Annotated in this window: 12 protein-coding genes and 1 other RNA gene; 4 read left to right on the top strand and 9 right to left on the bottom strand. The window is 64.6% G+C overall.

Features of this window, described 5'->3' with window-relative positions; genetic code table 11:
• Positions 1 to 38: 38 nt before the first annotated feature.
• Entirely contained in the window at positions 39 to 1,112 is a 1,074-nt protein-coding gene (locus tag LOC59_RS04485) for a carboxylate-amine ligase (protein WP_229970717.1), read from the top strand.
• Positions 1,113 to 1,233: 121 nt separating this feature from the next.
• Positions 1,234 to 2,346, top strand: coding sequence for a carboxylate-amine ligase (locus LOC59_RS04480; protein ID WP_227894596.1), 1,113 nt, complete (start codon positions 1,234 to 1,236; stop codon positions 2,344 to 2,346).
• Here LOC59_RS04480 and LOC59_RS04475 read toward each other — a convergent pair.
• Positions 2,330 to 4,033, bottom strand: a complete 1,704-nt coding sequence (locus LOC59_RS04475) for an alpha-glucosidase (RefSeq protein WP_227894595.1) — start codon at positions 4,031 to 4,033, stop codon at positions 2,330 to 2,332. The two genes, LOC59_RS04480 and LOC59_RS04475, sit on opposite strands and share 17 nt — an antisense overlap.
• A 244-nt stretch (positions 4,034 to 4,277) precedes the next feature.
• On the opposite strand from LOC59_RS04475, the gene LOC59_RS04470 reads away from it, so the two are divergent.
• Positions 4,278 to 4,775 carry a DUF1269 domain-containing protein gene (locus LOC59_RS04470; protein ID WP_227894594.1) on the top strand — a complete coding sequence of 166 codons (498 nt, stop codon included), beginning with the start codon at positions 4,278 to 4,280 and terminating at the stop codon, positions 4,773 to 4,775.
• Positions 4,776 to 4,846: 71 nt separating this feature from the next.
• Complete coding sequence (locus LOC59_RS04465) at positions 4,847 to 5,221, top strand: hypothetical protein (protein ID WP_229970715.1); 375 nt, start codon at positions 4,847 to 4,849, stop codon at positions 5,219 to 5,221.
• Positions 5,222 to 5,234: 13 nt separating this feature from the next.
• Here the strand turns inward: LOC59_RS04465 and LOC59_RS04460 are convergent, their stop codons facing one another.
• The 8 genes from LOC59_RS04460 to LOC59_RS04425 all read right to left on the bottom strand — a co-directional run bounded on the left by LOC59_RS04460 (position 5,235) and on the right by LOC59_RS04425 (position 12,238).
• Positions 5,235 to 5,918, bottom strand: coding sequence for a uracil-DNA glycosylase (locus tag LOC59_RS04460; RefSeq protein ID WP_227915386.1), 684 nt, complete (start codon positions 5,916 to 5,918; stop codon positions 5,235 to 5,237).
• Between the two features lie 673 nt (positions 5,919 to 6,591).
• Positions 6,592 to 6,961, bottom strand: a transfer-messenger RNA (tmRNA) gene (gene ssrA / locus LOC59_RS04455).
• A gap of 67 nt (positions 6,962 to 7,028) precedes the next feature.
• Positions 7,029 to 7,397 carry a hypothetical protein gene (locus LOC59_RS04450; protein ID WP_227915387.1) on the bottom strand — a complete coding sequence of 123 codons (369 nt, stop codon included), beginning with the start codon at positions 7,395 to 7,397 and terminating at the stop codon, positions 7,029 to 7,031.
• Entirely contained in the window at positions 7,397 to 7,870 is a 474-nt protein-coding gene (gene smpB / locus LOC59_RS04445; protein ID WP_227894542.1) for an SsrA-binding protein SmpB, read from the bottom strand. The genes LOC59_RS04450 and smpB overlap by 1 nt, the downstream gene beginning before the upstream one ends.
• Positions 7,871 to 7,912: 42 nt before the next feature.
• Entirely contained in the window at positions 7,913 to 9,343 is a 1,431-nt protein-coding gene (locus LOC59_RS04440; protein WP_227894541.1) for a M23 family metallopeptidase, read from the bottom strand.
• A gap of 52 nt (positions 9,344 to 9,395) precedes the next feature.
• Positions 9,396 to 10,307, bottom strand: a complete 912-nt coding sequence (ftsX, locus tag LOC59_RS04435) for a permease-like cell division protein FtsX (protein ID WP_227894540.1) — start codon at positions 10,305 to 10,307, stop codon at positions 9,396 to 9,398.
• Entirely contained in the window at positions 10,304 to 11,107 is an 804-nt protein-coding gene (ftsE, locus tag LOC59_RS04430; RefSeq protein ID WP_227915388.1) for a cell division ATP-binding protein FtsE, read from the bottom strand. Before ftsE ends, ftsX begins: the two co-directional genes overlap by 4 nt.
• 216 nt (positions 11,108 to 11,323) lie before the next feature.
• A complete protein-coding gene (locus LOC59_RS04425) occupies positions 11,324 to 12,238 on the bottom strand; it encodes an alpha/beta hydrolase (protein ID WP_229970714.1) in 915 nt (304 codons plus the stop codon).
• Positions 12,239 to 12,244: the final 6 nt, after the last annotated feature.

Below are 12,244 nucleotides of genomic sequence, written 5' to 3'. Positions count from 1 at the left end.
GGTGATGCGCACGCCGTCGGCTGCGGAAGGGGTTGTGCATGGTCACGTTCGGCGTTGAGGAGGAGTTCCTGCTCGTCGATCCGGAGAGCGGCATGCCCTCGGCCCGCGCGGCGGAACTCGCGGAGAGCCTGGCGCTGGTCCCGGGGTTTTCCGGTGCGACAGAACTGCTCGCGTGCCAGCTCGAGACCTCCACAGAGATCTGCGAGAGCCTGGAGCAGGCTTCGGACGCCCTCGCCCGGGCTCGGAAGGCGCTGTCAGACGCTGCCTCTGCGGCTGGCCTGGGCGTCATGATGACCGGCGCTGCACCGCGCATCCCTGACACACCGGCCCAAATCAGCGACACCGCGAGATACCTCCTCATGGGCGAAACCACGGGTGCCGTAGCGGGCGAGCATTACCTCAACGGGATGCATATCCACGTTGCCGTCCCGGACCGCGAAAAGGGGGTGGCAGCCCTGAACTATCTGCGCCCCTGGCTGGCCGTCGTCGCGGCCCTGGCGTCCAACTCCCCTTTCTGGCGCGGCCAGGACACCGGCTTCGCCAGCTGGCGACTGATCCATTACCGGCGCTGGTCCGTGCAGGGCTGCCCCCCGCATTTCGCCGGTGCTGCGGACTATGACAGGAGGCTGGAGCAGCTGCTGGCCACCGACGTCGTACTGGACGCCGGGCATGTGGGCTGGGCAGCGCGGCTTTCGCACCACTTTCCCACCGTGGAGGTACGGATTAGTGACGCCCAGCTGGAGGTTCGGGATACGGTTCTGCTGGCGGCACTGATCCGCGGCCTGGTGACAACCGCATTGGCCCGGGAGGCTCTTCCCGTCCAGTCCCCTGAACTGCTCGACGCCGGGATTTGGCAGGCTGCACGGTACGGCTTGGGCGGTCAGCTGCTTGACGTCCAGGGCGGATCTGCCTCTGCACAGGACCAGGTGGATGCGCTCCTTGCCCTGATCCGGCCAGCGCTCGAAGAAGCCGGGGACCTGGCGTTTGTCACCGCCGGGGTGCGGCGGCTGGCCATTGAGGGGACGGGCGCCGCCCGGCAGCGGGCCGCAGCGGCCGACGGCGGGTGGAACGGCCTGGCCGACATCTTCAGGCGCTCCCTCACCGCCGTCTAACCCTGCGAGAAGAACCTCAGCCTGCTTCTCATTTGGATTCTGTGCACCACTTGGCCCTAGTCTTCTCAACAGGCACTGCCGGCAGGCGGCGGCGTGCCCCGAACAGATTCTGGAGGGTTGAATGGCGACACTGGGCATCGAGGAAGAGTACCTGCTGCTGGATCCGGAGACCGGACTCCCGTCGCACCAGGCGGAGGAGGTAGCGGGCTACCTGCACCGTTCACCACGAGTCAGCGACACCGAGATCCAGCGTGAACTGCTCAGCTGCCAGATCGAGACGGCCACGCCCGTTTCCTCGACGCTGACGGAAGCGGAAGAGTACCTGCTCAATTTCCGGTCACAGCTGGAAACCGCAGCCCGAAAAGCCTCCGTGGTTGCCGCCGGTACCGCGTCTGCTCCCCTGATCGCGGACCATTACCCCGAGCTCACGGACAAGGAACGCTACCGGCAGCTGAAGGACAGCGCACCAGGAATCGTCGGTGACCAGTTTGTGAACGGCCTGCATGTCCACGTTTCCATCCCGGACCGGGAGTCCGGTGTCCAGGCCCTTAACCGGATCCGGGAGTGGCTCCCTGCCATCGTGGCCCTGAGCTGCAACTCCCCTTACTGGCTGGGCCGGGACAGCGGTTTCGGCAGCTGGCGGGTGGTGCACTACCGCCGTTGGCCGGTCCAGGGCTGCCCTCCGACCTTCAAGGACGCAGACGACTACGAGCGCCGGATCCAGCAGCTGGTGGCCACCGGCGCCATCATCGACCGCGGTGTCCTGACCTGGATGGCCCGCCTTTCCGATTCCTACCCCACACTGGAGGTCCGTGCCGGCGATGCCCAGCTCAGGGCGCGGGACTCAGTCCTTGTGGCTGCACTGGTCCGCGGCCTCGTTTCCACTGCGGTCGGAGAAGCCGAGCGGGACGTGCTGCGGCCGAATCCGGAGCCGGAGCTCCTGGACGCGGCAATGTGGCAGGCAGCCCGGGAAGGGATGGCCGGCATGCTGGTGGATCCCGTCAGTGCAGACCTGGTACCTGCCCGGACACGCGTCCGGGACATGCTGGAGTTCATCGGGCAGGCGTTGGATGCCGAAGGCGACACCGAATGGGTGCAGGCCGGCCTCGCGGAAGTCCGGGACTCCGGGACGGGGTCCGATCGGCAGCGCCGAGCCATGGAGAGCAAGGGCATGCAGGGGCTGCTGGAGCTCTACCGGGGAACCTTGTCGGAGAACGCTAACCTGTCGCGCTGATGTCCGTCACCCGTGCCTCCCAGGGGGCAAGGACTGCCGGATCCGCTTCCCCGCCGTAGTTGCCCAGCAGGACCTTTCCCGTCCGAAGGTCCGGCGGGACAGGGAGCTCCTGGTATGAGGGATTGGCCAGGATGCTCAGGCTGACCTCCCCGAGCGTCCGGCGAAACGCGAACAGCGCCGGGTGGTTGGCGTACAACAGGTTGAACGTGCCCAGCGCGACGACCGGAAGCTCGTGCCGCATGCGGATCAGCTCCTGGTAGTACCGGAAAATCGACTTCACCGAGGCCTTGTCGGTTTCGACATTGATTTCCCGGTGGCGGGGACCGAGGCCGATCCACGGTATGCCGCCGCTGAACCCGGCGCGGGGACCGGCATCCCACTGCATGGGCGTGCGTGCGTTATCCCTGGAGACGTGCCGCAGCAGTTCCAGCACGGCCTGCGGTGACCGCCCCCGGGCTGTGGCCTCCGCATAGAAGTTCAGGGACTCCACGTCCCGGTACTGGTCGATCGAGGAGAAATCGGCATTGACCATGCCGATCTCCTCGCCCTGGTAGATGAAGGGTGTGCCCCGCTGCATATGCAGAAGCGTGGCCCAGAGCGTCGCAGACTCGTAGCGAAAGTCCCCGTCATTCCCAAAGCGTGAAACGTGCCTGGGCTGGTCGTGATTGCTCAGATAGAGGCTGTTCCAGCCGCGGCCCTCGAGCCCCCGCTGCCAGCGGTTCCAGCTGGTCTTGAGGTCCCGGAGCTGAACCGGACGCCGGTCCCATTTCCCGCCGGGACCGTGGTCCAGATTGACGTGCTCGAACTGAAAGAGCATGTCCAGTTCCCCGCGCTCCGGGATGGTGAACAGGAGCGCCTCTTCAACCGTTGCCCCGGTGGTTTCCCCCACGACCAGGTAGTCAGTGTCCCGGTCGGCAAATACCTTGCGCATCATTTCGTGGACGAACTCGTGGACGCGCGGGCCGGAGGTATAGAACGGCGCCCCGTCCCCCCACACCCCGCCGAACTGGATCATGCTGTCCGGAAACCGCTGGTCCTTGGAAATGTAGTTGATGGCATCCATGCGGAACCCGTCGATGCCGCGGTCCATCCACCAGTTCATCATTTCGAAGACCCGGGTCCGCACCCGGGTGCTGGCCCAGTTCAGGTCGGGCTGGTGGGCGGAAAAGATGTGCAGGTAGTACTGCTGGGTTAGTTCATGCCAGCTCCAGGCCGATCCGCCGAAAAGGGAGCCCCAGTTGTTCGGCTCGGCCCCTGGCTCCCCGCCTTTGAACGAACCGCGCGGATCTCGCCAGTGATATGAGTCCCGCGAGATATTCTCCCGCGACGACGCCGAGACCTTGAACGCCTCATGTTCCGTGGACGTGTGGTTGACGACCAGGTCCATGATCATCTTCATGCCCCGTGCGTGCACTTCGGCGAGCAGGTAATCGAATTCATCCTCCGTACCGAAGACGGCATCGATCCTGCGGTAATTGCTGATGTCATAGCCGTTATCGTGCTGAGGGGACTCATGGATCGGGGACAGCCAGATGACGTCTACCCCCAGCTCGGAAAGATGGTCCAGGCGCTGGACGATTCCCGTGAGGTCCCCGATGCCGTCATCGGTGGTGTCCTGGAAGCTGCGGGGGTAGATCTGGTAGACAACGGCGTTGGTCCACCAAGCTGGCCGGGAACTGTCCCTCATTGACGCTCCTGACAGTGAGCGGTGTCCCGGAGGCGGTGTTCCGGGCAGTGCGTGGGGCCAAGCTTACGGCTGCCTGCACACGTTAGACAGGTGCTAATGCCAGTCCGGGGCCGTCTTGTCCCGGGTCCGGCAAATTCCTTGATTACCGGGCGGTCAACTGGCTAACGTGACGCCTACTCTGGTCGCGCGTGTGCCCCGTACACGGCGGTCAGTGCATGGACCCCAACTGTTTGGAGTATCTGCCATGGCAACACTTACCGTATGGAAATTCCCCGACGCGGACGCCGCAGAACGGGCAACACAAACACTCGCCAGCCTGCAGTCCCAGAACCTGATCACGGTGCAGGACGAGGCCATCGTTACCTGGCCGCGCGACAAGAAAAAGCCGCGGACCATCCAGGAACACAACACGGTCGGAGCGGGCGCCCTCGGCGGCGGCTTCTGGGGGCTGCTCTTTGGGCTCATCTTCTTCATTCCGCTGATCGGAGCTGCGGTGGGAGCGGCGATTGGCGCCCTCTCCGGTTCCATGGTGGACGTGGGGATTGATGACAACTTCATCAAGCAGATCCGGCAGGAAGTCACCCCGGGAACCTCGGCCCTGTTTATCCTGTCCTCAGACGCCGTCGAGGACCGCGTCCTTGATGCCTTCAAGGACAGCTTCCCCGGCGCAACGCTGATCGCCACCAACCTCTCCAAGGACCAGGAGGCCAACCTCCGGAAGGCCTTCGCCGAGGCTGACTAGGGAGCACCAGGGTAAACGGCAGGGCACGACGGCGGCGCACCGCCGTCGTGCCCTGCCGTATCGTTAAAGCGATGATTACTCGACGCCAGGCCGCACAGTTCCTTGATATCCCGCTCGAAATGGCCGCCAAGCACGGCATACCGCCGCGGCTGGAGCAGGCCGACCTCGACGCGCTGGATGCGAATCCCCCGGCCTGGCTGGCGCAGTCGCGGGCTAACCGGACCGGCAAGCGTCCCGTCTGGGTGCACCTTGAATGCGAAGTCTGCGGATTCCGCGAAACTGCACGGCCCAAGAAGTGGTGGCCGGACTTCACCTTTGTGGCCTGTGAAGACCACAGCGCCCGCGAGCTCCCCGCAGTTCCTGAAGGCAGCGTCCGCAGCGAATATGAAGGTGTGGGCTCCCGCTTCACCGGAATCGTCGATGTTCCGGTGAGCGGGGCAAACTAGTTCTCCGGCTTTTCTAGCGGCCTGTAGCGGCCAGCCCGGTGCGGGCCATCGCGTCCTTGTAGACGATCCGCATTTCGGCCAGTGATTCCTGCTGGCGTTCCTCAGTCGCACCAAACGAACGGCCCTCGGCCGAACGCGCTTTGTAGACCTTGAAGCTGCGCCGGTAGATCATCCGGTTCTCCGTCTTCAGGAAGGCCGCAGCCAGGCGCTGGGCTTCCGTGCCGTGTGCCACGATCACCGAGGCGCGCGGCACGAGGGCCAGGAAACGCAGCAGCGGCCTCAGGCCCTCCTGGACTTCTTCCTTGGTGAGCTTGGTGTGCGGCTCGCCGGGGGTGTACCAGGGGTGCACGTTCCACGGCATGACGTACTTGGGCTGCAGGCCCACCTGCCAGTGAACGCCGAGGAGGCGGGTGACGGCCTCGTCACTGCCTGCGGTGATGAACCCCGACGGGTGGGCAGGGCCGTTGTTGGAGAACAAGCTCACGATCCGGGCTTCGTCCACGTCATGCTGCGGATCGATGTAGGGAACTTCACTGCCGGGCTTGAGCTCGGAGAGGGTATCGCACAGCTGGTTGACTTCGGCGACGTTGGGTTCGTAACGGCGGTCGAAGAGGGAAACTTCGGCGGTTTCTGCGGGCGATTCTTCGTGGGTTTCTGCGGGCGATTCTACGGACGATTCAGCGGGGGCGGACTGCATGGGGGTGGCGCTTCTCCTACGGTATTGCGTGTCTTCCCGCCGCGGGCGTGGGGCACCGTGCAGCTGCTCCGGCTTGGCGGCACGTGCGAAGGGCACAGCGCGCAGAGAGCAGCAGGTCAGTGGTGGGTGCGGTGGAAAGGGGCGCCTCCGCACCGGAAGCCGGACACTGCTGTGGGCAGCGCGGCGGGCGAAGGGCTTCTTCCAAGCTTACCAAGGGCTGGCCGTGGCCGGTGCCAACTGCCTGTCCTCCAGGACGCTGCCATCGTGGATATCGCTGCAGACGGCCGAGCTCTGCTGGACGCCGGCAGGGATGCCGGGAAGAGCGCTGACCAGCTCGCCGGAAGTTTTTGGCTCCGCCGAGGCGGTAGCCGTGGCGCCATGATGTGAATGTCACTGCCGTCCATCGGGACAGCGGGCGTCCGCGGGCCGCACGATACCGGGAAGCCTGGCCTCCTGATGGAACTGGGAACCCTCACCACGTCCTCAAGGCCGGAGGACCTGGGGAAAGGCGGCTTTAATAATCGCTGCGAGCCCTGCGAGCAGGGATTTTCGTTGCCGCCGTCCCGGGTTCTCCAGCCGTGCTGGCCGGATCAAGCCAAACCGAACCGCACCGCACCGCACCGCAAGCAAAGCAACACAAAAAGCACCCCGGCCCGAAGGCCGAGGTGCTTCAAAGTGGAGATGGGGGGAATTGAACCCCCGTCCGATGTCGTGTTGTCAGGGCTTCTCCGGGCGCAGTTCACGTCGGAGTTTCTCGGCCCCAGCCATCATGTGAACAAGTGGCTGATCCGGGCCCAGCCGTCTAAAAGTCCCGAGCACTCCAACGGCGAAAGTGCTCAGCAGTGGCCCTCTAAATGACGCCAGGATCCGGGACGAGAGCATTCCCGGTCTGACGGACTATGCCCGCTGCTTAGGCAGCGAGAGCGAAGTCAGTGCGCTTAGAATCGGCACTTATTGGTTTGCAAGGAGCGTTTACGAGATAACCCTGCATCCTCGGCCCGCTTCACCTGTCGCGACTAACATCGTCGAAACCTGTCATCCCCGTATTCAGTTACCAAACTGATTTGTCCGCCCGCAACCGGCCGGACCGTTAACTATAACGCATAGACGCTAGAACGTCATTCCGAACACCGTGAACGGGGCACCCCACAGGATGACCAGCAGGACAGACAGCAGAACGAACAGGACGGACAGGATAGCCAGGCCGGTCATGCCGGCGTACTTGCGCCGGAACGCCCAAACGAAAAGGACGGCATTCGCCCCGAGCAGGACCGGACTGGCCCAGACCAGGACCTGGGCAAGATAGACGTAGAACACGGCAAAGAACGGCACTGCCACCAGAATGACGACCGGGGCCGCGGCTGCGACAACCAGCAGGTCCAGGGCGGTCACGGCCCAGGCCCAGAGCGGTTTCCGGGGCTGGCCTTCGCGGGATTCTTCGTCTTCCTGGAGCTGCGTTTCCCAGAACGTGCCGCTCATCAGGCTCCGCGGTTCTTGGAACGCATTTCGCGCAGAGCCTCGCGGTTGTCCTGCTTTTCACGCAGCGTCTGGCGCTTGTCATAGTCCCGCTTGCCGCGGGCAACGGCGATTTCCACCTTGGCGCGGCCGTCCAGGAAGTACAGCTGGAGCGGAACGATCGTGAACCCCGATTCCCGGGTCTTCTGCGCAATCTTGTCGAGCTGCTCGCGGTGCAGCAGCAGCTTGCGGCGGCGCCGTGCCGAGTGGTTGGTCCAGCTTCCGTTCAGGTACTCCGGAATGTAGACCCCTTCCAGCCACAACTCGTCGTTGTAGAACGTGGCGAATCCGTCGACCAGGGAGGCCCGCCCCTCCCGGAGGGACTTCACCTCGGTTCCCATCAGCACCATGCCTGCTTCATAGGTGTCGAGGACTTCGTAGTTGTGCCGGGCCTTGCGGTTGGTGGCCACCACTTTACGGCCACTTTCTTTGGGCACGGTTCAACTCCTTCGTTAGATGCGAAAACACCTATTCTATGCCTACAGCAAACCCATCGGGTTAACCAGCTGGCCGTTGAGCATGGTCTCGAAGTGCAGGTGGCATCCCGAGGAATTACCGGTCTGTCCGACGTAACCGATCAGCTGTCCGGCGTTCACCCACTGTCCGGCGTTCACCAGCCGGCTGCTCAGGTGGTAGTAGTTCGTGGCCAGGGCACTGGTGCCGATGACCCCGTGGTTGAGTACGATCCGGTTTCCTGTGCCGATCATTTCCCCGCCGCCGGTGTCCGAACGCCAGACCTCTCCGGCAGCCGCAGCGTAGATCGGAGTGCCACAGCGGGCCCCGAAGTCGAGCCCGGAGTGCAGATACCCGCCGCTGCCGTTGAAATCGATGGTGCCGACCGGCGTCGCACGCCAGCCAAAGCCCGAACTCAGCGGAGCGCTGACAGGGTAACGCAGTCCGAATGCGGACGGGTTGGTGGGCTGCACTGTCTGGGGAGGTGGCGGGGGCTGGTTGTTTTGAGCCGCTTCTTCAGCAGCGCGGCGGTTGGCCTCGGCGATCCGGGCTTCCTCGGCGCGCCGTGCTTCTTCGAGCAGGATCCGCTGCCGTTCGGCGATCTCCGCCTGGACGGCTGCCTGCTCGGACTGGATCGAAGCCAACTTGGCCTGGATGACCGGTTTCTTCGCCTCCAGTTCATTGTTCAGCGACTCGGCGCTGGCAATGAGGCTGTCCACCTTGGACTTCTCTTCAGCGGCCTCGTCGCGGGCCGCCTGCTCGGACTCCAGTGCTTCCTGTGCCTGCGCCTTGAGCGAGGAAATCTCCTCCTCCACGGCTGCGAGGCGGGCCTCCGAGTTCACATTGGTGGCAGCTTGCTGGGTGAGGCGCTCGACGGCGGCGTTCTGGCCGCGCAGGGCCTGGCCGGCCATGCCCATCGAATCAGTCAGGCTCTCCGCTCCCTCGGCACCCAAAAGAAGCGTGAGGCTGGAGGGCACTCCCCCGCTCTTGTAGGCCTGGCTGGCGATCTGCCCGATGACCTTCTGCGTTTCATCGAGGGCCTGCCGGTCCTCTTCGATCTGGGCGGCAATCGTGTTGCGGCTCTCCTGCGCCAGGGCCACGCGGTCCGTGAGCGCGCCAACCTTCGCTGAGGCCGTGCTGACCCGGCCCTCCGCCTCCGTCAGGACGGCCTGCGCTGCGGGCAGTTCCTGGTTCTGGTAGATGTTCAGCTGCGCCACCGTCTTGGCAATGTCCTGGTCAAGGTACTCGTACTGTTCCTGGACCTTTTGCTGCTCAGCTTCAAGTGCGGCCTTGCGGTCACTGAGTTCATCTGCGGCAGCCGGCGCGTTGACCGCACCGAGGGCAAGGGCAAGGGAAAGCAGCACCGCTGCTCCTGCAGCGGCGGCACGTTTGGCAGCGCCCGCCGAGGCGGCGGCTGCGGCGGCAACGGTGCCCTGCCGCTCCCGGCGCCTAGTCATTGGCAAAGCAATTCATATGGTTTTTCATCTTTCCTGTCCCAGTGCCCACACTCTAAACCTTGATGTACCGTCTGAGCGTCAGCAGCGAGGAAACACCCGCGAGCAAAGCACCAAGAATCAACAGGGCCGGACTAAGCATGAGCACTTCCCGTGCGGAAATGAAGGCGGTTGCGGGATACTGGCGGGCCAGCATGCCGATGAAGAAGTGCGCCACGGCCCACAGGGTTCCCGACGCAAGGACGGCCCCGATGAGCGCCGCAATCACGCCCTCCAGCACAAACGGTAGCTGGATCACCGCCTTCGAGGCGCCCACCAGCCGCATGATCCCCGTTTCACGGCGCCTGCTGAACGCAGAAAGCCGGATGGTCGTGGCGATGAGGAGGATGGCGCAGACCAGCATCAGCACAGCGATGAGCAGCGCCACCAGGGAGGCGATGTTCATGAAGGAGAACACCTTTTCCAGCAGTTCCCGCTGGTCGCTGACGGACTCGACGCCGGGCATGGAGGAGAACGCCTCGTTGATGACCTCGTACTTCTCCGGGTCGACGAGGGAAACGCGGAAAGTCTCCGGCAGCTGGTCGGCCGTCACGCTGTCAACGATCGGAGAGTTTGCGAACTGCTCACGGAAGTGGCCCAGGGCAGTTTCCTGGTCTTCGAACTGGACCGTGTCGATATATTGCTTGAACTCGGGCGAATTCAGCTTGGCTTCGATCGCACTGCGCTGCTGGTCTGTCACCGCGCCTGAGGCACATGACGGCGAGACGTCGTTGCCCACGCACAGGAACACCGCAACCTGCACCCGGTCGTACCAGTAACCCTTCATCTGGTTGATCTGCAGCTGGAGCAGGCCGGCAGCGCCGACGAAGGTCAGTGACACGAACGTCACCAGGATGACCGAGACAACCATCGACAGGTTGCGCCGGATTCCGGATCCAATTTCACCCAGGACAAAAGCCATCCTCATTCGGGGGCCTCCGAACCGGAGAGACCGCCGGCTTGGGCGGGGGTGCGATCTTCTTTCCCGGCCGGGCCGGCGGCGGCGTCGGGCTCGCCCGACGCAGGAACGATGGGCTGCATCGCCGTCGCCAGGTAGATTCCCTCCCGCTCATCGCGGATGACCTTGCCGTGGCGCAGTTCGATCACGCGCTTGCGCATGGCATTGACGATGTCGTGGTCGTGGGTGGCCATGACCACCGTGGTTCCGTTCTGGTTAATCCGGTCCAGGACCTTCATGATGCCCAGCGAGGTGGTGGGATCGAGGTTGCCGGTCGGTTCGTCGGCAAGAAGGATGCCCGGTTTGTTCACGATCGCCCGGGCAATGGCCACGCGCTGCTGCTCGCCGCCGGAGAGCTCATGCGGCATCCGGTTGTCCTTGCCTTCCAGGCCCACCGTCTTGAGGACCTCGGGAACGGTCTCGCGGATCACGGCGCGGCTGCGGCCGATGACCTGCATGGCGAACGCGACGTTGGCGAAGACGGTTTTGTTGGGCAGCAGGCGGAAGTCCTGGAACACGACGCCGATGCCGCGGCGCAGGCGCGGAACGCGCCAGCTGGGAATCTTCGCGACGTTGGAACCGGCAACGTACACCGTGCCGCGGGTGGCGTGCTCTTCCTTCATCACAAGGCGGATCAGCGTGGATTTGCCTGAACCGGATGCTCCCACCAGGAAGACGAACTCACCGCGGTCCACGTCAAAGCTGACCGAGTTCAACGCCGGCCTGGAGTTGCGGTCATAGACCTTGGTGACGTTGTCGAATGTGATCATTAGCGTTTCATGCCCTTGTCTAACTACCGGATCGAAAAGGGCCTTGGGTTGGGGAGCAGGGAACCGGCCTTTCGACTATAGCCAGCGGATCGACCTGCCGGGGAGAGCGCCGGCGGTGTGTCGCGATCGTCCTGCCTCCGGCGCCCGGCCGGGCCGGAAGGGCAGGCCGGAAGGGCGGGCCGGAAGGGCGGGCCGGATACCGGCCCCTGCTGCAGGTTAGGCCACCCCGTCCGGGACTCCTGGCTCAGCGCCGGCCGGGAAGCGGGAGTGCTCCCGCAGGACTCCGGCAACCGAACCTGCGCCCGGCTCATCCATGACGATCGTGTAGTGGTTGGTGTCCGGGACGTCCGTGACCACCAGGGACGGCAGGCGCTGCTGCCATTGCTGAACGTAGCCGGGTGCGTACAGGCCTGGCTCTTCGTTGAAGAGACCCCGCGGCGCGCGGAGCAGCTGCACAGGATGAGCCAGCTCTTCGAGGGCACGAAGCAGTGCGGCGCCCCGGTGAAGTTCAGCAGTATCCTCGGCCAGGGCTGCGTAACTGGTTGCAGCGCGGAAACCGCCGTCGGGATGCGGCTGGAGGTCGTACGCCAGATAGTCCAGCAGCAGCGGGTTCCAATGTCCGGCGAACGCGGGATGGGGGCGCCAGAAACCGAGGTACTCCTCGTGGGAGGCAAACGGCTGCCCGAGCCGCTCTGCGGCGGAGCCCAGGACGGCCTGCACTACCTGTTCGTCGCTGAGTCCCGCTGGAACATCCAGCGGCAGTCCGCCGTCGATCAGCACCAGCGACTGCACCAGTCCGGGATGCAGGTTCGCCAGCACCAAGGCGGCAAAGGCACCCATGGAGTGGCCGGCGACGACGGCGCGCGGCACCTTCAGCGCGTCCAGGACGGCTGCCAGGTCCTCGGCATGGACCGGCATTCCGTAGGGCCCGGGCAACGTGTTGCTCCTTCCGCGGCCGCGCAAATCCGGTGCGATGAATCGGAACTCGGGCAAGGCCTCGGCCACCATCGCCCAGGTGCGGTGGGAGGCGGTGACACCGTGGATGGCCAGGACCGTGGGAGCACCGGGGTCATCCGGCCCCCAGACACCGGTGCGCAGCAGTCCGCCGCGTACCGGGACATCGATGCTCATGTAGGC

The sequence above is a fragment of the Arthrobacter sp. zg-Y916 genome (genome assembly GCF_020907385.1).
Lineage (GTDB): Bacteria > Actinomycetota > Actinomycetes > Actinomycetales > Micrococcaceae > Arthrobacter_B > Arthrobacter_B caoxuetaonis.
This window is presented reverse-complemented; position numbering and strand designations above follow the sequence as displayed.